At 71.6% G+C, this 26,691-nt stretch carries 26 protein-coding genes and 1 pseudogene; 8 read left to right on the top strand and 19 right to left on the bottom strand.

Translation table 11 applies throughout. The features are described 5' to 3' along the window. The first annotated feature begins 15 nt into the window (after positions 1 to 15). From ACH4SI_RS09125 to ACH4SI_RS09115, 3 genes are read left to right on the top strand one after another with little or no spacing between them, the layout of a single operon-like run. A complete protein-coding gene (locus ACH4SI_RS09125) occupies positions 16 to 540 on the top strand; it encodes a PadR family transcriptional regulator (protein WP_398294342.1) in 525 nt (174 codons plus the stop codon). Then, on the top strand, positions 537 to 1,223 hold the full coding sequence (locus tag ACH4SI_RS09120) for an ABC transporter ATP-binding protein (RefSeq protein ID WP_398294340.1): 687 nt from the start codon (positions 537 to 539) through the stop codon (positions 1,221 to 1,223). The genes ACH4SI_RS09125 and ACH4SI_RS09120 overlap by 4 nt, the downstream gene beginning before the upstream one ends. Continuing rightward, complete coding sequence (locus ACH4SI_RS09115; protein ID WP_398294338.1) at positions 1,220 to 3,685, top strand: ABC transporter permease; 2,466 nt, start codon at positions 1,220 to 1,222, stop codon at positions 3,683 to 3,685. The genes ACH4SI_RS09120 and ACH4SI_RS09115 overlap by 4 nt, the downstream gene beginning before the upstream one ends. Positions 3,686 to 3,827: 142 nt before the next feature. Here ACH4SI_RS09115 and ACH4SI_RS09110 read toward each other — a convergent pair whose 3' ends face one another. Next, entirely contained in the window at positions 3,828 to 4,784 is a 957-nt protein-coding gene (locus ACH4SI_RS09110; protein WP_398294336.1) for a hydrogen peroxide-inducible genes activator, read from the bottom strand. A gap of 136 nt (positions 4,785 to 4,920) precedes the next feature. Between ACH4SI_RS09110 and ACH4SI_RS09105 the strand changes: the two genes are divergently transcribed. Together ACH4SI_RS09105 and ACH4SI_RS09100 are read left to right on the top strand one after the other, a co-directional pair. Beyond that, positions 4,921 to 5,475 (top strand): peroxiredoxin, encoded by a 555-nt coding sequence (locus tag ACH4SI_RS09105; RefSeq protein WP_398294334.1) that lies wholly within the window; start codon positions 4,921 to 4,923, stop codon positions 5,473 to 5,475. 11 nt (positions 5,476 to 5,486) lie between these two features. Then, on the top strand, positions 5,487 to 6,026 hold the full coding sequence (locus tag ACH4SI_RS09100; RefSeq protein WP_398294332.1) for an alkyl hydroperoxide reductase: 540 nt from the start codon (positions 5,487 to 5,489) through the stop codon (positions 6,024 to 6,026). A 78-nt stretch (positions 6,027 to 6,104) separates the two neighbouring features. Here ACH4SI_RS09100 and ACH4SI_RS09095 read toward each other — a convergent pair whose 3' ends face one another. The 5 genes from ACH4SI_RS09095 to ACH4SI_RS09075 all read right to left on the bottom strand — a co-directional run bounded on the left by ACH4SI_RS09095 (position 6,105) and on the right by ACH4SI_RS09075 (position 12,474). Beyond that, positions 6,105 to 7,571 (bottom strand): AI-2E family transporter, encoded by a 1,467-nt coding sequence (locus ACH4SI_RS09095; RefSeq protein ID WP_398294330.1) that lies wholly within the window; start codon positions 7,569 to 7,571, stop codon positions 6,105 to 6,107. Between the two features lie 132 nt (positions 7,572 to 7,703). Then, complete coding sequence (locus tag ACH4SI_RS09090; RefSeq protein ID WP_398294328.1) at positions 7,704 to 8,417, bottom strand: lytic transglycosylase domain-containing protein; 714 nt, start codon at positions 8,415 to 8,417, stop codon at positions 7,704 to 7,706. A gap of 432 nt (positions 8,418 to 8,849) precedes the next feature. Further along, positions 8,850 to 10,187, bottom strand: coding sequence for a PhoH family protein (locus ACH4SI_RS09085; RefSeq protein ID WP_398294326.1), 1,338 nt, complete (start codon positions 10,185 to 10,187; stop codon positions 8,850 to 8,852). Between the two features lie 396 nt (positions 10,188 to 10,583). Continuing rightward, complete coding sequence (locus ACH4SI_RS09080) at positions 10,584 to 11,345, bottom strand: isoprenyl transferase (RefSeq protein WP_398295200.1); 762 nt, start codon at positions 11,343 to 11,345, stop codon at positions 10,584 to 10,586. Between the two features lie 358 nt (positions 11,346 to 11,703). Next, positions 11,704 to 12,474 (bottom strand): prepilin peptidase, encoded by a 771-nt coding sequence (locus tag ACH4SI_RS09075; RefSeq protein WP_398294324.1) that lies wholly within the window; start codon positions 12,472 to 12,474, stop codon positions 11,704 to 11,706. A gap of 90 nt (positions 12,475 to 12,564) precedes the next feature. On the opposite strand from ACH4SI_RS09075, the gene ACH4SI_RS09070 reads away from it, so the two are divergent. Both ACH4SI_RS09070 and ACH4SI_RS09065 read left to right on the top strand, forming a co-directional pair. After that, positions 12,565 to 12,954, top strand: a complete 390-nt coding sequence (locus ACH4SI_RS09070) for a DUF192 domain-containing protein (RefSeq protein ID WP_398294322.1) — start codon at positions 12,565 to 12,567, stop codon at positions 12,952 to 12,954. 53 nt (positions 12,955 to 13,007) lie between these two features. Next, positions 13,008 to 13,418, top strand: coding sequence for a cold shock domain-containing protein (locus tag ACH4SI_RS09065; RefSeq protein ID WP_398294320.1), 411 nt, complete (start codon positions 13,008 to 13,010; stop codon positions 13,416 to 13,418). 14 nt (positions 13,419 to 13,432) lie between these two features. Here the strand turns inward: ACH4SI_RS09065 and ACH4SI_RS09060 are convergent, their stop codons facing one another. The 13 genes from ACH4SI_RS09060 to ACH4SI_RS09000 form a co-directional block, all read right to left on the bottom strand. Further along, positions 13,433 to 13,921 carry a universal stress protein gene (locus ACH4SI_RS09060; protein WP_398294318.1) on the bottom strand — a complete coding sequence of 163 codons (489 nt, stop codon included), beginning with the start codon at positions 13,919 to 13,921 and terminating at the stop codon, positions 13,433 to 13,435. A 7-nt stretch (positions 13,922 to 13,928) separates the two neighbouring features. Further along, positions 13,929 to 15,185, bottom strand: coding sequence for an SLC13 family permease (locus ACH4SI_RS09055; protein ID WP_398295198.1), 1,257 nt, complete (start codon positions 15,183 to 15,185; stop codon positions 13,929 to 13,931). Between the two features lie 626 nt (positions 15,186 to 15,811). Further along, positions 15,812 to 16,441 (bottom strand): OmpA family protein, encoded by a 630-nt coding sequence (locus ACH4SI_RS09050; RefSeq protein WP_398294316.1) that lies wholly within the window; start codon positions 16,439 to 16,441, stop codon positions 15,812 to 15,814. 8 nt (positions 16,442 to 16,449) lie between these two features. Next, positions 16,450 to 17,046: a hypothetical protein gene (locus tag ACH4SI_RS09045; protein WP_398294314.1), complete on the bottom strand. Its 597-nt coding sequence runs from the start codon at positions 17,044 to 17,046 to the stop codon at positions 16,450 to 16,452. A 21-nt stretch (positions 17,047 to 17,067) separates the two neighbouring features. Beyond that, a complete protein-coding gene (locus tag ACH4SI_RS09040; RefSeq protein ID WP_398294312.1) occupies positions 17,068 to 17,751 on the bottom strand; it encodes a pilus assembly protein TadG-related protein in 684 nt (227 codons plus the stop codon). A gap of 8 nt (positions 17,752 to 17,759) precedes the next feature. Then, positions 17,760 to 17,909, bottom strand: a complete 150-nt coding sequence (locus ACH4SI_RS09035; RefSeq protein WP_398295255.1) for a hypothetical protein — start codon at positions 17,907 to 17,909, stop codon at positions 17,760 to 17,762. A 288-nt stretch (positions 17,910 to 18,197) separates the two neighbouring features. Further along, positions 18,198 to 19,091, bottom strand: coding sequence for a DUF5936 domain-containing protein (locus ACH4SI_RS09030; RefSeq protein ID WP_398294310.1), 894 nt, complete (start codon positions 19,089 to 19,091; stop codon positions 18,198 to 18,200). Between the two features lie 22 nt (positions 19,092 to 19,113). Continuing rightward, a complete protein-coding gene (locus ACH4SI_RS09025; RefSeq protein WP_398294308.1) occupies positions 19,114 to 20,052 on the bottom strand; it encodes a type II secretion system F family protein in 939 nt (312 codons plus the stop codon). 5 nt (positions 20,053 to 20,057) lie between these two features. Further along, positions 20,058 to 21,431: a CpaF family protein gene (locus ACH4SI_RS09020; protein ID WP_398294306.1), complete on the bottom strand. Its 1,374-nt coding sequence runs from the start codon at positions 21,429 to 21,431 to the stop codon at positions 20,058 to 20,060. Further along, entirely contained in the window at positions 21,428 to 21,934 is a 507-nt protein-coding gene (locus tag ACH4SI_RS09015) for a TadE/TadG family type IV pilus assembly protein (protein WP_398294304.1), read from the bottom strand. Before ACH4SI_RS09015 ends, ACH4SI_RS09020 begins: the two co-directional genes overlap by 4 nt. Positions 21,935 to 21,948: 14 nt before the next feature. Then, entirely contained in the window at positions 21,949 to 23,709 is a 1,761-nt protein-coding gene (locus ACH4SI_RS09010; protein WP_398294302.1) for a CpaE family protein, read from the bottom strand. 34 nt (positions 23,710 to 23,743) lie between these two features. After that, the gene (gene cpaB / locus ACH4SI_RS09005; RefSeq protein WP_398294300.1) at positions 23,744 to 24,448 is read right to left on the bottom strand and encodes a Flp pilus assembly protein CpaB; all 705 of its coding nucleotides are present in this window, start codon (positions 24,446 to 24,448) and stop codon (positions 23,744 to 23,746) included. A gap of 27 nt (positions 24,449 to 24,475) precedes the next feature. Then, positions 24,476 to 25,378 (bottom strand): hypothetical protein, encoded by a 903-nt coding sequence (locus tag ACH4SI_RS09000; protein WP_398294298.1) that lies wholly within the window; start codon positions 25,376 to 25,378, stop codon positions 24,476 to 24,478. Between the two features lie 396 nt (positions 25,379 to 25,774). Here ACH4SI_RS09000 and ACH4SI_RS08995 point away from each other — a divergent pair. After that, positions 25,775 to 26,392, top strand: a pseudogene (locus ACH4SI_RS08995) (glycosyl hydrolase family 18 protein); the annotation flags it as partial. Positions 26,393 to 26,691: the final 299 nt, after the last annotated feature.

Below are 26,691 nucleotides of genomic sequence, written 5' to 3'. Positions count from 1 at the left end.
TGTAGAGTGCCGCGCATGTCAATCGGCCATACCCTGCTCGGGCTTCTGGAGTCCGGTCCACGACACGGCTACGACCTCAAGCGCGCCTTCGACGAGAAGTTCGGGCACGACCGCCCGCTGCACTACGGGCAGGTCTACTCGACCATGTCCCGGCTCCTGAAGAACGGCCTCGTCGAGGTCGACGGCATCGAGCACGCGGGCGGTCCCGAGCGCAAGCGCTACGCGATCACCGACGCGGGCATCACCGACGTCGAGCACTGGCTCGCGCAGCCCGAGAAGCCCGAGCCGTACCTCCAGTCGGTCCTCTACACCAAGGTCGTCCTCGCGCTGCTCACCGGGCGCGACGCCGCCGATCTGCTCGACGTCCAGCGCGCGGAGCATCTGCGGCTGATGCGCGAGCTGACGCAGCGCAAGCGCGGCGGCGACCTCAGCGACCAACTCATCTGCGACCACGCCCTCTTCCACCTCGAGGCCGATCTGCGCTGGCTTGAGCTCACCGCGGCCCGCCTCAGCCCACTCGCCAAGGCGGTGCGTTCATGACTCCGGCGGGATCCCTGCTGATAGCCGACGGCCTGCACAAGTCGTACGGCTCCACCCCCGCGCTGGACGGCGCGGACTTCTCCATCCACCCCGGCGAGGTCGTCGCCGTCATGGGCCCCTCCGGCTCCGGCAAGTCGACGCTGCTGCACTGCCTGGCCGGGATCGTGCGACCGGACTCCGGCGCGGTCCACTACAGCGGGCGCGAGCTGTCCGCCATGTCGGACTCCGAGCGCAGCGGCCTGCGCCGCGGCGAGTTCGGCTTCGTCTTCCAGTTCGGCCAGCTCGTCCCCGAGCTGACCTGCGTGGAGAACGTCGCGCTGCCGCTGCGGCTGAACGGCGTCAAGCGCAAGGAGGCCGAAGCCCGGGCGCTGACCTGGATGGAGCGGCTGGAGGTCGCCGATGTGGCGGCCAAGCGGCCCGGCGAGGTCTCCGGCGGTCAGGGACAGCGCGTCGCGGTCGCCCGCTCGCTGGTCACCGGGCCGCGGGTGCTGTTCGCCGACGAACCGACGGGTGCGCTGGACTCCCTCAACGGCGAGCGGGTGATGGAGCTGCTGACGGAGGCGGCCCGGGAGACCCGTACCGCCGTCGTCCTGGTCACCCATGAGGCGCGGGTCGCCGCGTACTCCGACCGCGAGGTCGTGGTGCGCGACGGCAAGGCGCGGGACATGGCGGGCATCCGATGAGCGGCGACGGCCACACCGGCCGCGACGAGGGCCGCACCGGCGGGGCGACCCTGACGGCCGTGAAACCCATGGCCCCGGCCCCCGAGCCGCCGCGCCGCGCCGGCATCGCCCGCTGGGCGGCGGACCTCGCCATGGGTGCCCGGTTCGCGGTCAGCGGCGGACGGGAGAGCTGGGCCAGGACGATCATGACGGCCGTCGGTGTCGGGCTCGGCGTCACGCTGCTGCTCTTCGCCTCCTCGGTGCCCAGCATGGACTCCGCGCGCAACGAGCGGAACAACGCCATCGCCGCGAACGGCTTCGGGGAGGAGCCGGAACCCGGCCCCGGCACGGTCCGCCTCGCCCAGGCGAACACCGACTACCACGACGACGACATCCAGGGCCTGGTGATGGCGCCCGACGGCGACCGTCCGCCCCATCCGCCGGGCATCAGCGGCGTTCCGGCCGCCGGGGAGATGTATGTCTCGCCCGCGCTGAAGAAGCTGCTCGACTCCGACGAGGGCAAGCTGCTCCGGGACCGCCTCCCGTACCGCACCGTCGGCGTCATCGGCGACAACGGGCTGTCCGGCCCCGCCGAACTCCGCTACTACGCGGGCATCACCCAGAAGCAGTTCGGCCACGTCATCTCCGACTACCGCCTCGAGCGCTGGGGTGCCACGGACACCAGCGGGGACGACTTGGACCCCGCGCTGGTGCTGCTGGTCGTCGTGGGCTGTGTGGTGCTGCTGCTGCCGGTGCTCATCTTCGTCGCCACCGCGGCCCGCTTCGGCGGCGAGCGGCGCGACCGCAGGCTGGCCGCGCTGCGGCTGGTCGGCGCCGACACCCATATGACCCGCCGGATCGCCGCCGGGGAGTCGCTCGTCGGATCGGTCCTCGGGCTCGCCGTCGGTGCCGCGCTCTTCCTGCTGCTGCGGGAATCCGTCAGCGGCGCGTCGATGGGGAACCTCAGCTTCTTCGCCTCCGACATCACGCCCGCCCTCCCGCTCGCCGTGGCGATCGCGGTGATCGTGCCCGCCTCGGCCGTCGTCGTCACGCTCATCGCCCTGCGCGCCATCACCATCGAGCCGCTCGGCGTCGTACGGAACGCCACCCCCAAGCGGCGGCGGCTGTGGTGGCGGCTGCTGCTGCCGGTCCTCGGCATCGGGCTGCTGCTGCCTCTCGCGGGCGGTTTCGGGGCGGGCAGTTCAGGCGGCGACCTCCAGACGTACCAGGCCGCGGCCGGTGCCGTGCTGCTCCTCATCGGCCTCACCGCGCTGCTGCCCTGGCTGGTCGAGGCCGTGGTGGAGCGCTTCGGCAAGGGCCCGGTGCCGTGGCAGCTCGCCACCCGCCGGCTCCAGCTCAGCAGCGGCACCGCCGCCCGCGCGGTCAGCGGCATCACGGTGGCGGTCGCCGGGGCCATCGCGCTCCAGATGCTCTTCGCGAGCGTGGAGGCCCAGAACACCAAGGAGACCGGCCAGGACCCGAACCGCGCAGAGCTGATCGTGAACGCCAAGGTGGACAACGGGGCCCAGGCCGACGACGCCTTCGCGCGGCTCCGCGCGACCGAGGGCGTGGGCAGCGTGCTCGGCATCACCCTGGACATCGTCTCCGACGCGCGCGGCAAGAAGAAGGACCCGGCGGACATCCCGACCGACTCCGTCACCGTCGCCGACTGCCCCGCGCTGCGCGAGGTGGCCCGCATCACCAGCTGCCGGGACGGCGACGTCTTCGTCATCGACGGCGACGACAGCTACCTGGCGCCCGAAGACGACTTCGTGAAGCCGGGCGCACAGGTCAATCTGAGCTTCCGCGAGGACGGCCTGCCCTCGCCCGGCAAGAAGAAGCTGTGGACGATCCCCGGCTCGGCCACGAAGGTACAGCCCCGGGAGGACCCGTCCGGCGCCACGGCCAGGGGCTTCCTCGCCACCCCCGGCGCCTTCGCCATCGCGGACCTGCCGAATCCGCAGGCGCAGGCGATGATCACGCTGGATCCGAAGGTGCCGGATGCCGTCGAGCACGTGCGCAACGCCGGCGCGGAGATCGACCCGGCGCTGGACGTGATACAGCTCACCAGCACCTCGCAGTCGTCCGAGTTCCAGACGATCCGCAACGCCCTGTTCATCGGCGCCACCGGGACGCTGCTGCTCATCGGGGCCAGCATGATCGTGACCACCCTGGAGCAACTGCGGGACCGCAAACGGCTGCTGTCCGTCCTGGTCGCCTTCGGCACCCGGCGTACCACGCTGAGCTGGTCCATCCTGTGGCAGACCGCGGTCCCGGTGGTGCTGGGGCTCGCGCTGTCGATCGCGGGCGGACTGGCGCTGGGCGCCCTGCTGCTGAAGATGGTCGATCAGGGATTCGCCGTGGACTGGGCCGGACTCGGCGCGATGACCGGCATCGGCGGGGGTGTCATCCTCCTGGTGACCCTGGCCGGCCTGCCCCCGCTGTGGCGCATGATGCGCCCCGAGGGCCTGCGTACGGAGTAGACCCGCAGCGGTCCGAGACGCGCCGTCGCGGCGGGGAGGAGCCCCCGCCGCGGCGGCGCGTTTCAGGGGGTGTCTTGTCCGCCGCGGCAGCGGCTGATGTCACAGCGGCGTCGGGAGCCCGGCATGATCGGCACGACACCCCCTAACGCGCGACCCGCACCGGCAGCGGCCGTACCGCCTCGCGGAGCGTGGCGGCCAGGGCTTCGAACTCCTCCGCCCGCGCGGCCCCGGCGCGCATGGCCAGGGCGATGCGGCGGGCGGGGGCCGGGTCGGCGAAGTCGCCGGTGGCCAACTCGTCGTTGCGGCCGGTCTCGACCCGTAGCGCGGTACGCGGCAGCAGCGTCACCCCGAGCCCGCCCCCGACGAGTTGGACCAGCGTGGAGAGCCCGGCGGCGGTCGTGGTCACCGGGGTGCCGTCGGGGCGGCCGGCCTCGCGGCAGATGTCCAGGGCCTGGTCGCGCAGGCAGTGGCCCTCGTCCAGCAGCAGCAGATCCAGCTCCTTGAGCGCCTCGCGGGGAATGTCCGTACGCCCGCCCAGCCAGTGGTCCCGCGGCGTGACCAGCACGAAGTCCTCATCGAAAAGCGGCAGTTCCACCACCCCCGGCGCGCCGAGCGGGACCGCGAGCAGCAGCAGGTCGAGCCGCCCGTGGGCGAGCCCGTCCAGCAGCGAGGCGGTCTGCTCCTCGTACACCTGGAGGTCGAGACGCGGATAGTGCTCGCGCACCAGCCGCAGCACGGTCGGCAGCAGATACGGGGCCACGGTCGGGATCACCCCGAGCCGCAGCACACCGGTGAACGGCGCCCGCGCCGCCTCGGCCTCCTCCAACAGCGCTCCCACCTCCGCGAGTACGGAGCGTGCCCGCGCGGCCAGCCGCTCCCCCGCCGGGCTGAGCAGCACCTTGCGGGTCGTACGTTCCAGAAGCTGCACTCCGAGCGTGTCCTCCAGGGCGGCGACGGCGCCCGAAAGGGCGGGCTGGCTCATCCCGATGGCGGACGCCGCGTCCCGGAAGTGCAGATGCTCGGCGACCGCGGCGAACGCCTTGAGCTGGGACAAGCTCGGCTGCCGCTGCTTTCCCGACGGTATCGCTGTCGCGGCCACTGATAGCCACCTCCAATCAACCGCAGCGAGTGTAGCTATTTCACTGATCAATGTGCCATGTGCCAAGGTAGAGATCGTCCAACCCCGGGAAACCCCCACAAAGGGTCCCTCCCACGCGAAAGCTGCAAGGAGAAACGTGCTCACTGTCGGTGACAAGTTCCCCGAGTTCGACCTGACCGCCTGCGTCTCGCTGGAGAAGGGGCAGGAGTTCGAGCAGATCAACCACAAGACCTACGAGGGCAAGTGGAAGATCGTTTTCGCATGGCCCAAGGACTTCACCTTCGTGTGCCCGACCGAGATCGCGGCCTTCGGCAAGCTGAACGAGGAGTTCGCCGACCGTGACGCCCAGATCCTGGGCTTCTCGGGCGACTCCGAGTTCGTCCACCACGCCTGGCGCAAGGACCACGACGACCTGCGTGACCTGCCCTTCCCGATGATGGCCGACTCCAAGCACGAGCTGATGCGCGACCTGGGCATCGAGGGCGAGGACGGCTTCGCGCAGCGCGCCGTCTTCATCGTGGACCAGAACAACGAGATCCAGTTCACCATGGTGACGGCCGGTTCCGTGGGCCGTAACCCCAAGGAGGTCCTGCGGGTCCTGGACGCCCTGCAGACCGACGAGCTGTGCCCGTGCAACTGGAGCAAGGGCGAGGAGACCCTCGACCCGGTCGCGCTCCTCTCCGGCGAGTGAGGTGATTCACGATGGCACTCGATGAGCTGAAGTCCGCCCTGCCGGACTACGCCAAGGACCTGAAGCTGAACCTGGGTTCGGTGATCGGGAACTCCGAGCTTCCGCAGCAGCAGCTGTGGGGCACCGTGCTGGCCTGCGCGATCGCCTCGCGCTCGCCGCGCGTGCTCCGCGAGCTGGAGCCGGAGGCCAAGGCCAACCTGTCGCCCGAGGCGTACACCGCCGCCAAGTCGGCGGCCGCCATCATGGCGATGAACAACGTGTACTACCGGACCCGGCATCTGCTGTCCGACCCGGAGTACGGCAACCTGCGTGCGGGTCTGCGGATGAACGTCATCGGCAACCCGGGCGTGGACAAGACCGACTTCGAGCTGTGGTCGCTCGCGGTCTCCGCGATCAACGGCTGCGGCATGTGCCTCGACTCGCACGAGCAGGTGCTCCGCAAGGCGGGCGTGGACCGCGAGACGGTCCAGGAAGCCTTCAAGATCGCCTCGGTGCTGCAGGCGGTCGGCGCCACCCTGGACGCCGAGAGCGTCCTGGCCGAGAACGGCTGACGCCGCTCTCACCCCGCAAAGACGAAGGGGCGCCCCACCGAACCGGTGGGGCGCCCCTTCGCGTTGTGGCCACGGACGTCACGTACCGCCCTCGTCCGGCGGCTCAGGGCGCCGGACCGGGGCGGTGGCCACGACGGTCGCGCCGTGCGGGCCCGGGGCATCGCGCGGGGCGTTCGCCCCGCTGTACGAGCGCAGATAGCCGACCACCGTGTTGACGACCGCCACCAGCGGTACGGCCACCACCGCGCCGCCGATGCCGCCGATCATCGAGCCGCCCGCGACCGAGAGCACCACCGCGAGCGGATGGACCCGCACCGCGCGGCCGAGGATGAACGGCTGCAGCACATGCCCCTCGATCTGCTGCACCGCCAGCACCACCACCAGCACCATCGCCGCCGTGAAGACGCCCTGGGTGACAAGTGCCACCATGACCGCGAGCGCGCCGGAGACCACCGCGCCGACCAGCGGGATGAAGGCGAAGAGGAAGATGAAGACGGCGAGCGGCACGGCCATCGGGACGTCGAGGAAGAAGAGCCCGACGCCGATGAAGATCGCGTCGATGAGGGCCACCAGCACCGTGCCCCGCACATAGGAGGTCAGCGTGGCCCAGGCGCGCGGCCCCGCGCCCGCCACGCCCGGCCGGGCCGCCGCGGGGACGAGCCCCAGCGTCCAGCGCCAGATCCGCGGCCCGTCGTACAGCAGGAACAGCGTGCTGAACATGGTCAGCAGGATGCCGGTCAGCACCTCCACGACGACCGTGACGCCTTCGAGCCCGGCCGAGGTGATCTCCTCGGTGTTGGCTCCGACGGCCTCGCGCAGGCTCTTGGCGACATGGTTGATCTGCTTCTCCGTCACATGGAACGGGCTGTGCAGCAGCCAGCGCCGGAGATCGTCGATACCCGCCTGGAGCTTGTTGGACAGCTCGTCGACGTTCTCCATGACCTGCCACACCACGAACCAGACGACCAGCCCCATGATGATGAAGCCGCCGATGAAGGTGATGGTCGTGGCGAGCCCGCGCGGGACGCGCCGGTTGCGGAGCCGGGTGACGGTGGGCTCCAGCAGGGCCGTGATGAGCAGGGCGATGGTGAAGGAGAACACCACCAGCTGGACGGAGCTGATGACCTGCATCAGCACGTAGAGCGTGCCGGCCAGCACCAGCAGCCGCCATCCGGCCTCGGCGGCGACGCGTACGCCCCAGGGGACGGCGTCGACCGGTGCGGGCCGGGGCGCGACGGCGGGGGCGTAGGCGGGCGGAGCGGGCACCCTGGGCGCCTCGGACGGCTCGGACGGCTCCCGCGACTCGTCCGACGCGGGCGGCGGGTGCGGCTCGTGCGGCCCGCGCGCCTCGGACGGCTCGGGCGGCTCCTGCGGCGGCTCCGGCCGGTGCGGTGGCGGCTCCGGGACTCCGGCAGGCGCGGGCGGCCGGCCGGCCCCTCCGCCGCCCTCGTCACCCCGTGCCGCGGCCTCTTCGTGTTCGAGCCGCACGGCAAGCCGGGTCAGACCGGCCCCCAACCTGCCGACCCACTCTGGCAATCTGGACATTCAGCTTTCCCTACCCCCGGTTCCCCCGTGGTCGTCGGGATGACGTTACCGGCTCCCGACGCGCGAAACCCCCGACCTGGCGGACGGGGGTTTCGCGAAGCTCTGGCTGAGCGGCCGGGTGGCCCGGACCGATCAGTAGTAGTTGTTGGCCTGCCAGAACGACCATGCCTCACACGGGCTGCCGTAGCGGTCGTTCATGTAGCCAAGCCCCCACTTGATCTGGGTGGCCGGGTTGGTCTTCCAGTCGGCACCGGCCGACGCCATCTTGGACGCGGGCAGCGCCTGCACCAGACCGTAGGAACCCGAGGACGGGTTGGTGGCCTGGTAGTTCCAGCCGCTCTCGTGGTCCACGATGTTGCTGAAGCACTGGAACTGGTCGCTCGGCATCATCTGCCGGGCCATGCCCTGGACGTCGGCGATGGAGTACGACGCCTTGATCGGGAAGCTGCCGGAGTCACGCGATGCCGAACGGCTCGCGATCTCCTGCTTCTTCTTGGCCTCGCGCTCCTTGGCCAGCTTCTCGGCGGCCGCCTTGTCCGCGGCGGCCTTCTTGGCCTGCGCGTCCTGGGCTGCCTGCTTGCGGGCCGCCTCCTCAGCGGACTTCTTAGCCTCCGCGTCGGCGGCGGTGGACTGAGCGTCCGCCTGCTGCGTCAGCGATGCTGTCTGCGCCACGGCCTGCTGGCCGGCGGGTATGTCCGCAAGGAGCGTCGAGTCGGCGGCGGTCGCCTCGATCGGGTCGGACGAGCTCTGCTGCTCGCCACCCGCGGCGACACCGACGACGGCGCCCACAGTGGTGACCGCGGTGGCCGAGGCCACTGCGAATCCCCGGACCGAAATCCGGCTCACTCGGTTTTTCCTTCCAGCGTCGCCCGCTTAGGTGACCTCGCGGGCGCAATCGTGCCCCTGTGCGCTGGCCCCCCCTTGTTCCGTCCCCGGTGCTGCTCAGTGGGTCTGGCTGGTCACGGGAGGCACTGGCCCGGTGCGTCCTCCCGCAGGAGGGATGCGAGGTGCTCGGGCGGCATACGGCGAACGCTCTTCAGTTCTGGTACTGCTGTGGTTCTGTACCGCTGGCGGTACTGGTGTGCCGTATGCGGGGCCTGACAGAACCCACACACTGCCGGACACGGATGCCGGAAGGCAATTCCCCGGGAGGTGCGAAAGCTCACATGCCGTTTACGCCCTGGGCTTTCTGGAAATCCACGCGCGAGAACGCGCCGCACAGCTAGGCTCTTTGGCCTTTCCGTGCGGCGCGTTAACGGCGAACCGGACTCAACCGGCTCAGATGTGGCCGTCCTCCAGCATTTCGGTCACCAGGGCCGCGATCGGCGACCGCTCCGAGCGGTTCAGGGTGATGTGCGCGAAGAGCGGATGTCCCTTCAGCTTCTCGACGACCGCCACCACCCCGTCGTACCGCCCGACGCGGAGGTTGTCGCGCTGACCCACGTCGTGGGTGAGCACCACGCGGGAGTTGGCGCCGATCCGGGACAGAACGGTCAGCAGGACGTTCCGTTCGAGCGACTGCGCCTCATCGACGATCACGAAGGCGTCATGCAGCGACCGGCCACGGATGTGGGTGAGCGGAAGCACTTCCAGCATGCCGCGCTCCACCACCTCCTCGATGACCTCGGAGCTGGTCACCGCGGACAGCGTGTCGAAGACGGCCTGAGCCCAGGGGCTCATCTTCTCCGCCTCGCTGCCGGGCAGATAGCCCAACTCCTGGCCGCCCACCGCGTACAGCGGACGGAAGATCATCACCTTGCGGTGCTGCCGCCGCTCCAGGACCGCCTCCAGGCCCGCGCACAGCGCGAGCGCCGACTTGCCCGTACCGGCCCGGCCGCCCATCGACAGGATCCCCACCTCGGGGTCCAGCAGCAGGTCCAGCGCGATGCGCTGCTCCGCGCTGCGGCCGTGGATGCCGAACGCCTCGCGGTCGCCGCGCACGACCCGCACCTGCCCGTCCGGGGTGACCCGGCCCAGCGCCTTGCCGCGCTCGGACTGGAGGACCAGTCCGGTGTGCACGGGCAGTTCGGACGCCTCGGGGATGTACGCGGTCTCGGCGGCGAACAGGTCGTCCACCTGCTCGGCGGAGACGGTCAGTTCCGCCATCCCCGTCCAGCCCGAGTCGGTGATCGCCAGCTCCGCGCGGTACTCCTCGGCGAGCAAGCCCACCGAGGACGCCTTGATGCGCAGCGGCAGATCCTTCGAGACGACGGTGACGTCGTACCCCTCGGCCTGCAGGTTCCGGGCGACCGCGAGGATCCGCGCGTCGTTGTCCCCCACCCGGCCACCGTGGGTCAGGAAGGCCGCGGGGAGGATTCCCGGGTCGGAGTGGTTGAGCTCGACGCGCAGGGTGCCGCCCAGGTCGCCGATCGGGATGGGAGCGTCCAGGCGGCCGTACCGGATGCGGTACTCGTCCAGCAGGCGCAGCGCCTGCCGGGCGAAATACCCCAGCTCGGGATGGTGTCGCTTGGCCTCCAGCTCCGTGACCACGACGACCGGCAGCACGACTTCGTGCTCGTCGAAGCGGGCCATGGCGTTGGGGTCGGCCAGCAGGACGCTGGTGTCGAGGACATAGGTGCGCCGGTCGTGCTCGCGGCGTTTCTTGCTGGTCACCACGGGTGGACGAACCCCCTCGGGAGAGGTTGGGGTGCGACGGCGTCGCGGGAGTGAGGTGTCCCCGCCGTAGACGGGGAGCGGACCGGGCTCAGGCCCACGGAGCGGGCCGAGCGCCGGCCCTCCGCGTCATACGCACGATCCGCACAGTCGTCCGTGTGCAAAGGGCCTCCCGGGCGGACGACCCGATGCCGTCCGCTGGCAGTTCAACGCCCGACTGGACAGGTGGAACAGGGCGTCGACCTGGAAGGGATATTCCCTCGAAGGTGCGGAGCCATGCAACGGCATATGACGGCCCGTACATGAACGTTGTGGAACCAGCGTGCTACACGGCGGCCGGGGCCGGACGCGGTGTCGCGTCCGGCCCCGGCCGGTGAACTGCTTTGTGGGATAAGGCGATCAGTTGCCGTAGCGGCGGTGCCGCGCCGCGTAGTCACGCAGGGCGCGGAGGAAGTCGACCTTGCGGAAGGCGGGCCAGAAAACTTCGCAGAAGTAGTACTCCGAATGGGCACTCTGCCACAGCATGAAGCCCGACAGCCGCTGCTCGCCGCTGGTGCGGATCACCAGGTCCGGATCGGGCTGGCCACGGGTGTACAGGTGTTCGGCGATGAGGTCGATGTCGACGACCTCGGCCAGCTCCTCGAAGGACGTGCCCTTGGTGGCGTGGTCCAGGAGCAGCGAGCGCACCGCGTCGGCGATCTCCTGGCGGCCGCCGTAGCCGACGGCGACGTTGACCAGTATTCCGTCGATGTGGTCCGTGTCCCGCTCGGCCTCCTTGAGGACCGTCTGGGTGCGGGAGGGCAGCAGGTCCCGGTTCCCCACGTGGTGGACCCGCCAGCGGCCGTCGGAGGCCAGATCGCGCACGGCGCCCTCGATGATGTTCAGGAGCGGCTTCAGCTCCTCCTCGGGGCGGTCCAGGTTGTCGGTGGAGAGCATCCAGAGCGTGACGACCTCGACATCCGTCTCGCTGCACCAGCCCAGCATCTCCTGGATCTTGCTGGCGCCCGCCTGGTGGCCCTGCTCGGTGGTGCCGCCGGAGGCGCGGGCCCAGCGGCGGTTGCCGTCGAGGATGACCCCGATGTGCTTGGGCACCTGGTCGTGATCGAGGCGGCCCTCCACCCGGCGTGCGTAGAGCCCGTACACCAGGTCGCGCAGTTTCACGTCTTCCAGCCCCTCAGTGCTTTGCATGGCTCGCCATGGCTGTCCGCCCCAAGGGCAGAACCCTACTGCGGGGCGGCGGGGGTGGCTAACTGAGCCGGTCGGACGGGGTATCGAGACACCGCACGGACGTCCGGGCCCTCGCGGGCCCCCTCTGTCGTCACGTTGTGTGATGGCCCGTGCGGGCTGGGTGGTGCCGTCGCGACGCGCTGACCCGTGGATGACCCCGTAATAGAGCGGGCCGGTCCGTGGGGGGGAGTACGGACCGGCCCGAGGGGGGGTTTCCACCATAACCCTTCGTGAGCGGTTGTCCATGCATTGGCGGGGGTGAGGATGTGCGCGGCGCCGGCGCCTTGACGCGTCAGCCGGTGCCGAGCGCCCCCAGTACCAGCCCCGCGCCCGCCCCGAGGATCATGAACGGGCCGAACGCCAGCGGCGTCCCGCGGCCCGCCCGCCGCGCCAGGACCAGGGCCGTCGCGTACAGGGACCCCAGCAGCACCCCGGCGAATCCGCCCCAGAAGAGCACCGCCCAGCCGTACCAGCCGAGGGCGACACCGAGGGTCAGCGCCAGCTTGACGTCGCCGAAACCCATCCCGCGCGGGCTGATCAGGAAAAGCACCAGATACGCCCCGCCCAGCACCACTCCGCCCAGCAGCGCGCGCGGCCAGGACCCGGCGCTGTGCGGCAGCAGCGCGGCGCCGCCGAGCAGCGTTGCCGCGGCGCCCGCCATCGGCAGGGTCAGCACGTCCGGCAGCCGGTTCACCGCCCGGTCCACCCCGGCCAGCAGCACCGCGGGCGGGGCGAGCAACAGCCACACCGCCAGCTCGGGCCGTACCCCGGTGGCCGCCGCCAGGGCCGCGCACACCAGCGCGGTGAGCAGGGCGGGGAGCAGCGGTCCGGGCCCGTACCCCGGTTCTCCGTCGCCTTCGGCCGCCTCTTCGTCCGCCTCGCAGCGCGGACAGCGGGCGGGGCCCAGCCAGCCGCGGGCCGGGCCGGTGAGCGCGTGCCCGCGCGGGCACTCCGCGCGCCACGGCTCCCCGGCGTCGACGGCCAGCCGGTACAGCGGGCGCGGCACCAGCAGCCCGGCGGCGGCGCCGTACGCGGCGGCGAGGGCGATCAGCAGCGGTTGCACGGCCCGAGCCTACGGAAGCGGCGGGCCCCGCGGACCCGTCGGTGGAACACTCATCCCAAGGGTGGACGGCGGGTGGTGAAGGGGACACGCATGGGGCGCTGGCGGGACGGCACCGGAACGCTTCACATCCTGCGGGATGTTCCCGTCGACGTACCGCTGGAGATCGCCGCCTCCTACCGCGCCCGGGCCCGTGGGCTGCTCGGCCGGGACGGGGTGACCGGCGCGATCCTGCTGACCCCCGCGAGCGGGGTGCACACCTTCCGGATGCGCTTCGCCATCGACGTCGCCTATCTCGACCGCCGGCTGACCGTGCTCGCCGTCACCACCCTGCGCCCCGGGCGGCTCGGGCTGCCGCGGCCGCGCGCGCGGCACGTTCTGGAGGCCGAGGCGGGGGCAATGGAGCGCTGGGGCCTGCGGCGGGGCGCTCAAGTCGCCGTCGACCCCGGCCCTTCTTCGGCTCCAGCGCCTTATGTACGCTGAACGCGCTGTTCATGAGGTACATGAGGTAGAGGTACAGGGGTAGGGGTGGCACGTTGACGACGACGGGCAAGATTCTGCGGTTCGACGAGTTTCGCGGTTACGGATTCATCGCCCCGGACGACGGCGGCGAGGACGTGTTCATGCACGCGAACGACCTACTGGACGAGAAGCACCTGTTCCAGCCCGGTTCGAAGGTGCGGTTCATCCCCGAGTACGGCGACAAGGGCCCCAAGGCGTCCGAGGTCCGCATCCTGGAGCGCTCCGCGGCCCCCATCGTCCGCTCCTCCCCCGCACCGGACTCGGGCGACGACACGATGTGCGACGTCCTCTCCGTGGCCGAGTTCCGGCAGGAGCTGACCGAGACGCTGGTCGACATGGGCGGCAGTCTCACCGCCGACCAGATCAAGCAGGTGCGCCGGCGCGTCATCGAGCTGGCCCAGGCGCACAACTGGATCGAGTCCTGAGTCTCCCTGTTTGATCAGGGCGGCGGTGGCGGCAGCGACTCGATGCCGGGCGCGGCCGCGGGCCACACCAGCAGGACCGCGCAGGGTGCGTGGTCCACCACGAAGCGCGCCGCGGGCCCCAGACTGTGCGGCCCCAGCCGGTCGCGGTCCCCGTCGCGGGCACAGACGAGCAGATCCACGCCGTCCGCCTCGCGCACCACCTCGTGTTCGACCCGGCCGTGCCGGTGCAGCCGTGTCACGGGCCGGTGCAGCCGCTCGGCGGCGGCGTCCAGCAGCTCGGACGCGGCGGTCTCGGCCAGTTCCTCCAACCGGTCGCCCGGGTCCCGTCCGGACCGGCCCCGCCCCAGCAGCCCGGCGAAGGCCCCGTGCGCGGCGCCCGCCACCTGGTCGTCGGTGACGTACAGCAGGCGGATCTCGGCGTCGCCGTCGGCGAACAGATGGTCGCGGGCGGCGTCCACGGCGGACTGCCAGGTGCCGTCGGCGATCCAGATGAGCACGATCATGAGTTCCTCATAGCGTCGCCAGCATGGCCCACAGCGCCACCGTCGCCGCCACCAGCGTGGTCGGCACGGTGAGCAGCCCGAGGCGGGTGAACTCGCCCAGCCCGGAGTCGGCGTCCGCCCCGTGGTGGCGGACGATACGCCGCCACAGGAGCGTGGCCAAGGAGCCGACGTAGGTGAGGTTGGGGCCCAGGTTGACCCCGATCAGCACGGCCAGGACCGGGCCAGGGCCGCCCTCGGCGGCGATCGGCAGCAGCGCCAGGGTGGCGGGCAGGTTGTTGACGAGGTTCGCCAGCACCGCCGCGACGGCCGCGATCGCGAGCAGGGTGGGCAGTCCGGTGCCGACCGGCAGCACCCGGGACAGCGCCGCCTCCAGGCCGTTGTCCAGGACCGCCTGCACCACGACGCCCAGGGCGAGCACGAACAGGCAGAACAGCGGGCCCGCCGCGCCGACCACGCCCCGTACCGTCGTCGTCCGCCGCCGCACCGCCCGCGCCGCGAGCACCAGGGCCCCCGCCCCGGCGGCCCATGCGGGCTCCAGCCCGAGGAGCGACGTCACGACGAACCCGGCCAGGGTCAGCGCCAGTACGGTCAGCGCGAACACCGGCACCCGCGGCCACTCGGCGGGCGGCGGCTTCGTGGTCCCGGCGGCCAGGTCCGCGGCGAAGAAGCGGCGGAAGACCAGGAATTCGATGCCGATGGACACCAGCCAGGCCGGGGCCATGACCAGGGCGAACCGGGTGAACGAGAGCCCGCTCGCCTCCAGGGCGAGCAGGTTGGTGAGGTTGGAGACCGGCAGCAGCAGCGACGCCGAATTCGCCAGATGGGTGCAGGCGTAGACATGCGGCCGGGAGCGGGCGCCGAGGCGGGTCGCTGTCGCGAACACCACGGGGGTGAGCAGGACGACCGTCGCGTCCAGGCTCAGCACGGCGGTGACCGCCGCCGCCACCGCGAACACCCCGCCCAGCAGCCGGTCCGTACGGCCCCGGCAGGCCCGCGCCACGGCCTGTCCGGCGGCCTCGAACACCCCCTCGTCCGCGCACATCTGCGCCAGCAGCAGCACGGCCGCCAGGAACCCGACGACGGGCAGCAGGCTCCGCGTCTCCTCCCACGCCGCCGCCGGTGTCACGGCCCCGGCTCCCACCACGACCGCGGCGGCGGGCACCGCCGCGACCGCCTCGGGCCAGCCGCGGGGGCGGGCGACGGCGAAGGCCAGCACGGCGAGGAGGAGGGTGACGGAGAGGATCTCGGCGACGGTGGTATTCAGGGGGGACTCCCGCGCGGGGTGGTACGACGCCCCCCATGATGCGGCATGGGGGGCGCCCGGGTTCCCGACCGGCCGCGGCCTGCCCCTGGGCGCCGCGGGGGCCCTTTTCCCCACCCCGCCCCTTCCCGAACCGGGGGCAAGCCCCCGGGCCCCGGTTGGGGGCTCCGCCCCCACACCCCCGCCGGGGCTCCGCCCCTGGACCCCGCTCCTCAAGCGCCGGAGGGGCTGGGTGGTAGGGCATCTCCACCCCAGGACCCCGCTCCTCAAACGCCGGAGGGGCTGGGTGATGGGGCATCTCCACCCCAGGACCCCGCTCCTCAAACGCCGGAGGAGCTGGGGCGTTCGCCCGGAGGGGCTGGATTGTGCTGGTTGTGGGCAATCGTTCCGCGGAGGGGGCACCTTCCAGCGGTAGCTGGGGGAGGGAGGGGTGGGCACAACCCGGCCACCGGCCCGCACCCGGCAGCGAAGTCCCGGGGGCAGGCACCCGGCGGCGCCGCAGCCCCCGCAGCGGGCCCTGGGGCCCGGCCCCGGCAGGGCCCGTGCCCTGCGGCCGGGGCCGGGGCTCGGGGGCTTGCCCCCGGTTCGGGAAGGGGCGGGGTGGGGGACTGGCCCGCCGCAGGCGTCCCCTACGCGCCGCGCGGGAAGCTGACCTCTACTCGGCGGTTCTTCTTGCGGCCCTCCTCCGTCGCGTTGTCCGCGATCGGGTACTGCTCGCCGTAGCCGCGGATCTGGTACGCGACGGACGGGTCCAGGTGGTCCGCGAGCCGCTGCTGCACCGCGTTGGCCCGCTTGCGGGACAGGGTGAGGCCGTGCCCGGCCGAACCCAGATTGTCGGTGAAGCCGAAGACCCGGACGCTCTTCGCGTCCTGCCGCTTCGCCTCGTCCGCGATGTCCTGGATACGGGCGTTCGCCTCGGGGCCGAGCTTCGCGCTGTCCTTGCCGAACAGCACCTCGGCCTGGAGGGCGAAGCTGACCTTGGTGTTGGTGTCCTCGCGCCGCTCGTCGCCGTCGTCCGTCTCGACGACCGACTTGATGTCCAGGACCCGCCCGGCCGCGAGCTTGGCGCCCTCGGGCATCCGCAGATCGGGGTCATCGGCGTCGATCTTGAGAGGTGGCCGGGTGTCGGCGGGGGCGCCGGGGCCGCTGTCGGCGCGGGCCGGGGGGCTGAGAACCGGAGTGGTGAGCACGAGCGCGAGGGCGGCCAGGACCGGGCCGTACCGTACGGCACGGCGAGCAGGCGTACGTGTCGACGTCATGGCGGGGCTCACCCGGACAGCTTGATGCTGACGGACGGCATCGTCGGGAGCTGGAAGTCGACCTCCGTGACGCCCTTGGGCGGGGCCGGGAACTGCGCGAAGAACGGCCGGCTCTCGTTCTGCTTGATCCCGGAGAGCCCCGTGGTGCACAGGCACTGCCCATCGGTGTCCCGGAGCACGAGATACCGCTTCTTGCCCTTCGCGTCGACGAGGGACGCACCCGACACGGACGAACGGGACTTGGCCAGCTCCACCTCCGAGGAGCGCCAGTCGACCGGGTTGAACAGCATGCTGCCCTTGTTGGTCACCGTCCCGTTCACGGTGACGAATCCGCCGCTGTCGCGCTCCGCGGAGTGGAGGGTGACGACGATGTTCTTCGGCCCCTTCATCTCGCCGATGACCTTCTTGGAGTCCGAAGCGGGCTCGGTCTCCCCCTGCCCGTCGTCCGTCCTGGCCGCGTTGGACTTCTGCGGGGAGCCGTCCCCCTTCCCGTCCTTCCCGCCGTCGTCGCCGCTGCCGCACCCGGCCACGGCGAGGGCCAGGGCCGCTCCGAGCGCCACCGCGGCAGCCCCCCTCCGGGCCTTCGTCGTGTGCCGAATGCTCATCGCTCGCTGTCCTTTGCTCGTCTACTCGTCAAGGTGCACGGAGAACAGGTCTTTGACGTCCGGGAAGAGCTCCGGGTGCGCCGGGTCGATGGTCACGTCCCTGCCGTCGCATTTCAGGTCGACGGCAGGCTTCTCGTCATCGCCGCCGCTCCCACCGCCGTTGCCTCCGTCCTCGTCGCCCGTCGGAGTCGGCAGCGGGGTGGCCGTCGGCCCGTCGGGCGGCTGGAGCGTACAGCGCGGACCTATGACCGCCTTGGCCGTCGCCACCGCGTGCTTGCTCTCCGTACCGGGGATGACGGTCTTGCCCACCGGCTTCTGGGTCCTGACCTTCACACTGAAGGAGGTGGGCAGATAGCCCGGGACGCAGCGGTCAGGGTCACCGGTGAGGTCGGCGCCGTTCTCCTGCGCGAAGACCTCCGCCTGCGCGCACGCGTCACCCACGCCGATGCCCCGCCCGTTCAGCAGGTCCTCCAGCGCGCTGCCGTCCGTCACGGCCTTCAGCAGCGCCGTGCCCAACGCGTCGCGGTAGTCCTGGGCGGCGGCGAGGGCGGCCGCGTCGGCGGCGGTCTGCCCGCCGTTGCGGGTGGCCCCGGCCTGGCCCACGGCGAAGAAGGCGAGGGCGAGGAAGAGCAGGGCCGCGACCGCGGTGAGGTAGATCGGAAAGGCCTGCCCGGTATCGCTGTTGCGGTATCCGCGAGCCTTCACGCGCTCGCTCAGATGCCGACGACCTGAGAGATCTTGTCGGAGATCGCGTTTGCGATCATGCTTCCGAAGTCCGTCGTCGACAGCACCAGGACGATGGCGACCACCACGGCAATGATTCCCAGGTACTCGATAGAGGTCTGTCCCCGGTCGTTCCCCATAACGCGCTTCCCCATCGTGTTCCCCTCCATGGGTGGCCGTCCCACTCTGGTCCGGCGACTCAACCCCCGTGGTGCCGCTCGCGACACGAGCAAAGTACGCCGAAACAGCCGCCACGGAACAGTGTCCCAGGGGGCATTGCCTTCCCGATACACGGTGTTCGAACCCTGTACGCGGATGTCCGGCGCCGCCGCCCATCCGTCTCACCCCCTCCCGCCGCCGAGGAGTCCACCGTCGACGACTGTCCCACACCCGATTGCGATCGCGAAGAATATTCGCCCAAATGGCCGTCAATCTCCCGTGACCGAACCGAAGTCCGTGCCGGATCCGATGAAGAACCCCGCCACGAGCAGCACCATCGTTCCCGGCACCATGAAGGTGGTGATGACCATGGTCGCCTTGGGGACGGCGCGGGCGGCGCGGCGCCGGGCGTTCTGGGCGTCCGTACGGCGCATGTCGTTCGCGATGGCGATCAGCGTCTCGACGATCGGAGCGCCCAGTTCCTCGCCCTGCTGGAGCGCCGTGACGAACTGCGCGACCTGTTCGGAGTCGTTCCGCTTCCGCAGTTCTTCGAACGCCTGCCGCCGGCTGACCCCCATGTCCATTTGCCGAAGTGTGATGCGAAGTTCATCCGCCCAGGGACCCTCGTACTTCTCCGACACCCGGTCCAGCGCCTGCCGGAAACCCAGCCCGGCGCTCACCACGACCGCCAGCACGTCCAGGAAGTCGGGCAGGGTCCGGTCGATCGCGTCCTTGCGCTCCCGCACCGCCGCCCAGATGCCGACCTCGATCCAGAACAGGCCGAAGACGATCATCAGCAGGGCCAGCAGCAGCTGGCCCTTCATCAGCATGACCAGCGCGCCGACGAAGCCGAGCAGCCCGTACACCGCACGGCGGGCCGCGTACCGGTCGACCGTCAGCCCGCCCGGATGGCCCGCCAGATCGATCCGGCGGCGCACCCGGGCCACCCGCTTCTCGCCCATCAGCCGCAGCACCAGCGGGGCGTAACGCATGCCCAGCCGGTCGACGGCCGAGCCGACCGCGTTCGTACGGGTCGCCCCGACCTCCAGCGCGACCGCGAGGTCGCTCGGCAGCTTGGCCTCGCTGCGGTACAGCGCGATGCCGTAGGCGATGCCCGCCACCGCGAGCCCGGCCGCCAGCGCCAGCAGCACTCCAAAACCCATACCCACTACCCCGGTACCTCGGTCAGACGTCGATCTTCGACATGCGGCGGATGAGGAAGAAGCCGATCCCGTACAGGACGAACGCCGCGATCACCGCGGCCTGCCCCCAGATGGAGGCGGTCATGCGGTCCAGCGAGCCCGGCGCGATCCGGTTCATCAGCAGCAGCGTCCCGATGCCCATCAGCGGCACCACATAGGCGGTGACGGTCACCTGGGAGAGCTGGGTGCGGACCTCGCGCCGGGTCTCCTTCCGCTCCTCCAGCGTGTGGGTGAGGTTGCGCAGCGAGCTGACCACGGTGCCGCCCGCACGGTTCGACAGCACCAGCGTGGTGACCAGCACCACCAGCTCCCGGGACGGCAGCCGCTCGGCCAGCTCGCCGAGCGCGTCGTCGATCGAGTGGCCGACCGCCAGCTTGGCGGAGACCTTGGACAGTTCCTCGCCCGCCGGTGCCTCCATCTCGTCCGCCGCCATGCTCAGCGCGGTGCGCAGCGCCAGCCCGGCCTGGGTGGCGTTGGCCAGGATCCGGGACAGCTCGGGCAGCTGGTTGATGAACCGCTCGATCCGCTTCTGCCGCTGCCAGTTGAGGAACCCGAACGCCGACCAGACGGCGACCACGGCCGCGATCGGGCCGAAGAACGACGCCAGCAGCGACGCCGCCAGCAGCCACAGCCCGGCCGCCGCGGCGGCCGTGTAGACGAAGAACTCGCCGGGGGTGAGGTCCAGGCCGGTCGCCGCCAGCCGCAGCTCCAGCCGGCGCCCCAGGGAGGTGGTGCGCAGCCGCCGGTCCACGCGGGCGAAGCGGCGCGACCGCCCGGACGGTGCCGCCGCCCCCGACTCCGACAGCCGGTCGATCAGCGCCCGCTGACGGTCCGTGCCCCGGGCGTAGGTGTGCACCCCGGCGACGCCCAGCGCGCCGCACACGAGCGTCGTGCCGAGCGTGAGCACCGCGAGCCGGTCCATGCGGTCTACCTCCGTTCCCGCGCGCCGTACGCGCCCGTGTCGTACGCGGCGCCCCGCGTGGTCAGCTGCGCCGGGAAGGCGGCCACCCCGAAGGCGGGCGGCACCGCCTCGCCGGCCAGCCGCAGCCGCTCCGCGACCCGCTCCGGGAGCGGGAAGTACGAGAACTGCCCGTGCACGATCCGGTCCGCGCCCATGGGCTGGGCGTCGAAACGGCAGACGGTGGCGATGCGGTACTCCTCGTGGCCGTGGCTGTCGAGGAGCGCGATCTCGCTGATCCGGCGGGAGCCGTCGGCCTGCCGGACGAGCTGGACGATGCAGTCCACGGCGCTGTTGATCTGGTCTTTCAGCGCCTCGTACGGGATCGCCACGTCGGACATCGAGGCGAGCGTCTGGAGCCGCATCAGCGCGTCCTCGGCGCTGTTGGCGTGGACGGTGGCGAGCGAGCCGTCGTGGCCGGTGGACATGGCCTGGAGCATGTCGAGGGTCTCGCCGCCGCGCACCTCGCCGACGATGATGCGGTCGGGGCGCATGCGCAGCGAGTTGCGGACCAGGTCGCGGATGGTGATCCGGCCCTTGCCCTCGACGTTGGGCGGCCGGGACTCCAGCCGGATCACGTGGGTCTGCTGGAGCTGGAGTTCGGCGGCGTCCTCGACGGTGATGATCCGTTCGCCGTCGGGGATCAGCCCGGAGAGGGCGTTGAGCAGCGTGGTCTTCCCGGAGCCGGTGGGTCCGGAGACGACGACGTTGAACTTGCCCCGCACCAGCGCCGCCAGCAGCATCAGCATCTGCTCGTCCAGCGTGCCCATGCCGATCAGCTCGCTGAGGGTGTAGGCGCGCGGGAAGCGGCGGATGGTGAGCGTGGCGCCGGTGAGCGCCAGCGGCGGGATGATCACGTTGACCCGCTCACCGGAGGGGAGGCGGGCGTCGACCATCGGATTCGACTCGTCCACCCGCCGGTTGACGGTGGAGACGATGCGCTCGATGGTCTGCATCAGCTGTTCCTCGGACGCGAACCGGACGGGCACCAGCTCGACCCGGCCCGCCCGCTCCACGAAGATCTGGTCCGGCCCGTTGACCATGATCTCGGTGATGGAGGCGTCCTCCAGCAGCGGTTCGAGCACGCCGAGGCCCAGCGCCTCGTCCACCACCCGGCGGATGAGCTGGGCGCGTTCGCCGGTGGACAGCACCGGGCCCTCGCGGCTGATGATGTGGCCGAGGACGCGCTCCAGACGGGTCCGGCGCTCGGCGGCGGCCAGCGAGGACATCTCGGCGAGGTCGATCTCCTCCAGCAGCTTGGCGCGGTAGACGGCGACGAGATGCCCGTCCTGGCGGCCCTCCGCGGGCCCCTCGGGCGCGTTGATGCGGGACCGCAGGCTCATGGTCGACCTCCCGCCTGGAGCTGTCCGTCGTCGCACGGCATGGTGGCACTCCTCTTCGCGCTGCCGAAGTCCGTGATGCCGGGGAAGACCGAAGGAATCTTCACCCTCGCGGTCGCGTGTGCCTCGCCGCCGCCGCAGTCGCCGCCGTTGATGTTGGTCTCGTCCGCCAGCCAGCCGCTGATGGCCGCCGTCCCGGCGGCGGCCGGGGTCCCCGGTTCGTCCAGCGAGCCCGTACGCGCCGCCGCCCGCGCCGCCGTGCCCGCCTGCTGGACGGCGTACGCGGCGATCCCCAGCTGGACGGCGGCCAGCGCGACGAGGATCAGGATCGGCAGGAAGCCGAGGAACTCGATCGACGCCGAGCCCGTGTCGCCGCCCCGGCCGGATCCGGCGCCGCGGGACGGGCCGGGCGTGGTCCGGCCGGCGGGCGGCTCGGCGGGGCGGAGAGCCGCCGGGCCCGTCGTCGCGTCCGCCGGCGGAAGGGCGCGGCTCGTCGCGTGGCTCATCGGTGCGTCTCCCCTCACTGCCCCGGGCCCGCCACGGTCTCCGACTCGTCCGCCGCGCCCGCCGAACCGGTCACCGTCCACGGGAAGTCGGCGGCTCCCGGGAACAGGATCGGGACGCTCAGCCGCACCGTCGACTTGTAGACCGTGCCGTCGCCCGACCCCGGGCAGTCGATGTCGGCGCTCCACGCTCCGGGGATGTCGTCCTGCGCCGCGGCCTGGCAGGCCCCGGCTCCCCCGGCCGCGCCCGCCCTGGCGCCCTTGTCCGCCGCGTTGCCCGCGAGCGAGTACGTGTAGCCGACGAGCACGAGCTGCCAGATCACCGCGAGCACGATGAGCGCCAACGGCAGGACGCCGATGAACTCGACCGTGACCTGCCCGCGGTCGCCGCCGCCCCGCTTGCGCAGGAAGCGGCCGGTGGCGGACGGGGGGATCTCGTTCAGCGCGTCCGTCCCCGGGCCCGCGTCGCCGCCGTCACCGTCGTCGGGCTGCCCCGCTCCTATGGCACGGCGCCGCCGCATCCCGGGCAGGGAGCGGTCCCCGCCCGGGGTGTGCCCGCCGCCCCGATGGGCGGCGCGGCGGCCGGGCGGGGGCGTGCCCTGCGGACCGTTCACCAGGCCCAGTTCCCCGGCGAGCCCCCACAGCGCCTGCTTGACGGCGGACTTGGCGTCCAGGTCCTGCATCCGCCCCGAGTCGACGGCGGGTTGCAGCTCCTTGAACCCGGCCGGGATCGCGGTGCGCGCCACCGCCGTGCCCGTGGCGCGCGCGACCAGCTGCGGCTGGATCTCGGCGCTGCGGGTGTGCCGGTTGACGACGGTCACGGTCTCCTCGGCCTTACGGATCTGGAGCCGGTCCCACAGCCGCACCATCCGCTTGGCCGCCCGCACCGCGACCACGTCCGGGGTGGTCACCAGCAGCGCGGTGTCGGCCTGTTCGACGATGGCCGCGCCCGCCGAGGTCATCTGCGTACCGCAGTCGACGACCACCAGCTCGAACCGGGTCCGCAGCGCGCCGACGACCTGCCGGGCCGCCCGGTCGGTGACCTCCTCGCCGCGTTCGCCCTCCCCCGGCGCGAGCAGCAGCCCGAGCCCGGTGTGGTGGGTGAAGACCGCGTCCTGGAGGACCCTCGGCGAGATGTCGGTGATCTGGGCCAGGTCGGCGATGGAGCGCCGGAACTGGACGTCGAGGTAGGAGGCCACGTCGCCGGACTGGAGGTCCAGGTCGACCAGCGCGACCGTGCGGCCCGCCGCCCGCGCGGCCAGCGCGAGCTGGACGGCGGTGACGGTCGTACCGACCCCGCCCTTGGCGCCCGCGACCGCGACCAGCGTGCCGCCGGGACCGGTGGCGGCCACGTCGCCGCCGCCCCCGAGGTGGCGCCGTACGCCGGTGGCCCACTGGGCGGCGGCCTGGACGCGGGCCGCCAGCTCGTCGTACGACAGCGGGAGTCCGGCGATGCCGCGCGCACCCGCGTCCATGGCGGCCGAGTACAGGGCCGGTCCCGCGTCGCCGGTGACCAGCACCACGCCCACCGCCGGGAAGCGCAGCGCGACCTCGCGGATCAGCTCCAACGCGGGGGCCGGGCCGATCCGCTCATGGACGAGGACGACCTCCGGCAGCTCCTCCAGCGAGGCGGCGGCCAGCGCGGCGAGGGTGTCCAGCAGCCGGGTCGAGTCGCCCACCGGCGCCGACGGTTCGACGCCGGGCAGCTGGCCGAGCAGCCCGCCGATGGCGCGGGCCGCGTCGGGGTCGCCGACGGCCGGGAGGATTCTGATCGTCACGCGGCACCTCCTCACTCACTCAGGTTCACGGGGGTCATTTGTCGCCGTCGAGGGTGTAGGTGCGGTCGCGCGGCGAGACGGGGCTGTCCGCGCCGGGGCCGATCAGGGCGAGCCGTACGTGCTCGGCGAAGGACTCGGCGTACGCGACGCGCTGCGCGTCCTTGGTGTCGAGCGCGAAGGTGATCGGCACGGCCTGGTCGACGCGCCGGTTGTCGTCCTCGTCCGGCTTCAGCGCGGACAGCTTGCCGACGTCGATGACCTCCGCGTCGTCGACGATCAGCTGGGAGACCGACTTCTCGCCCTGGGCCTTGCCCTCGAAGGTGGCGTAGATGTTGACCTTCGCACCGGGGGTGATCTTGCCCGCGACGCCCGTCGCGGCGTCGATCATGATGGCGATCTCCTGCTGTCCGGCCTTCAGCGCCGGGCGCTTGGCGATCATGTCCGTCTGGAGCAGCGACCCCTGGCTGAGCTTGGTCGCCGCTATCCTGCCGCGCACCTCGGCGAGATCGGTGACGGCGGTGGAGGGCACCCAGCGCTCGGGCATCGACACCCTCTCGAAGTCCCCGGCGTTCAGGGCCTGGTAGGCGTCGATGTTCCCCTTCAGCTTGTACGCGGTCGTCTCGGGGCCGACCTTCGATTCCACGTCGTTGACGACGGAGAGCACTCCGGCGAACGCGCCACCGGCGCACAGGACCGACAGGACCAGCAGGATGACTCCGCGGCGCTGGCGAGAATTCATGGACGGGCAACCTCGTGAGTGGGACGTTTACCGGCTGGTCAGGGCGGGGCGCTCGGCGGACTGCGTCAGGGCGGGAATCTCATCGCCGCGCGGCACCGGACAGGAGCAGAAGGCGCAGCGGTCCCCGATGAGTTCGAAGCCGCACCAGTGGCACTCCTCTCTCCGTACGGACGCCACGAGCTGGTAGAGCACGGAGAGGTCCGGGATGGCCGCCGCGAACTCGATCAGCTTCGGGGTGCCCCACCAGCGCGCCGACTCGGCGGGCAGCGGCACCTCCTGGACCTCCCCGACGCCCCAGGAGGGGGCGAGCGCCCCGCTGACCCAGTCGTCGCGCGGGGCCGTCCCATGGCCGTGGCTGATGAGCTGGCCGCGCGCGACGGTCATGTGGGTGGCGTACGCGGGCCCGGGCAGCGCGCCGCCCCCGCCCACCTTCACCAGCTGCGGGTCGGGGTGCGCGAGCACGGCGAACTGGGCGCCGGGCATCCAGGACTTGACGTGCGAGGTGAGGCTCACCGGCACCCGGTCCAGCTTGGCGACGCTGCCGAGCAGCGCGCCCGCGTGCACGTAGTGCGCCAGCAGCCGGGCGGAACAGGCCAGCACACCGGGGCTGAAGTCGGACACGGACAGCCGGCGCAGCTGACGGGCGATGACGGCGACGGCCAGCGGCGGCAGTTCGAGCGGGCACAGCGCCATCCGGTCGCTCTCCAGCACGGAGCGCACGGTGTGCAGCCTGCGGATGAAGGGCGGCGGGGTGGCGGCCGGATAGAGCGCCACCAGATAGCCCTGGGCGTCGAGGAGCGCGCCGACCTCGGCGAGCGCGTCGTCCAGCGACTGCTCCTCCGGCGGCCGCAGCACTACGGCCGACGGGGTCTGCCCGTCGGGCGGTGGAAGCACCAGCTCACGGCTGGTGACTGCTATCGCGGTGGGCACGTCGGCTACCCCGTCTCACGTCGTCGCCGAGCGGCGGCGGCCGCAGTTCGTTAACTGCCCCTGGCTGGTGCATCGTCACTTTATCCACGAAAGCCGCGTGAGAGAACAGTTCCTCTGAGTTACCCACTCCTGGTCGCCGAGCGGGCCCGCGCGGCCCCTGTTCAGCCATATACGTCATGGGCTTGACGACCGTATTGGTCTGGACCACCTTGGTCGCACGCCTCAGGGGCCCCTGGACGCGCACAGGCACCACCTCCCTTTCCCCCACGCTCGGAGGCTGTCGTGGTACGCGCACGGATCAGGAAGAAGCTGCTCGGAGCCGCGGCGGTCGCCGCGCTCGCCGCCGGTGGACCGATATCCGCCGGCACCGCACAGGCAGCCCCCACCGCCGTACCGGCGCTCTCGGTCAGCGACGACACCTCGGCGAACGCCTTCGCCACCTCCCTCACCGGCCTCATGGACGAATACGGCTTCGACGGCGTCGACATCGACCTGGAGAACGGCCTCAACGCGACCTATACGACCAAGGCGCTGAAGGCCGTTCACGCCAAGAAGAGCGACGTGATGGTGACGATGGCACCGCAGACGATCGACATGCAGTCGCCGTCCACCGAGTACTTCAAGACCGCCCTGGGCATCAAGGACTTCCTGACCGTCGTGAACATGCAGTACTACAACAGCGGCTCGATGAACGGCTGCGACGGCAAGGTCCACGCCCAGGGCTCGGTCGACTTCCTCACCTCCCTCGCCTGCGTCCAGTTGGAGAACGGCCTCGCCCCGTCCCAGGTCGGCATCGGCGTCCCCGCCTCGCCCAGCGGCGCGGGCTCCGGCTACGTCGCACCGTCCGTCGTGAACGCGGCCCTCGACTGCCTCACCGAGGGCACCGGCTGCGGCAGCTTCAAGCCGGGCAAGACCTACCCGGGCCTGCGCGGCGCGATGGCCTGGTCCACCAACTGGGACGCGGCGAGCGGCAACGCCTGGTCGAAGGCGGTCGGCCCCCGCCATGTACAGCCGCGGCGCCCAGTCGGCGCACACGCGCCCCGCCGTCCGCAGCGCCGCGGCGAACTCCCCCGTCGGGTGTTCGAGCAGCCGCCATCCCTCGTCGGTGAGCAGGTCGTCCAGCGTCTCCGGGGTGTCGTCCATCAGCTGCCGCCCGGTGTGCTCACCGTCGAACAGCGACTCGATGTGCGGGGCGTAGTCGCCCTCGAACACCCGCTCAGGGCTGTCGTACACATGGTGCAGCCGGTTGAAGGCGACCAGCGTGTACGCCGTGTAGATCACGCTCGGCTTGGGTTCCAACCGCCCGTCGAGCA

Origin of the sequence: Streptomyces sp. NPDC021212 (assembly GCF_044332925.1) — a bacterium.
GTDB lineage: Bacteria > Actinomycetota > Actinomycetes > Streptomycetales > Streptomycetaceae > Streptomyces.
This window is presented reverse-complemented; position numbering and strand designations above follow the sequence as displayed.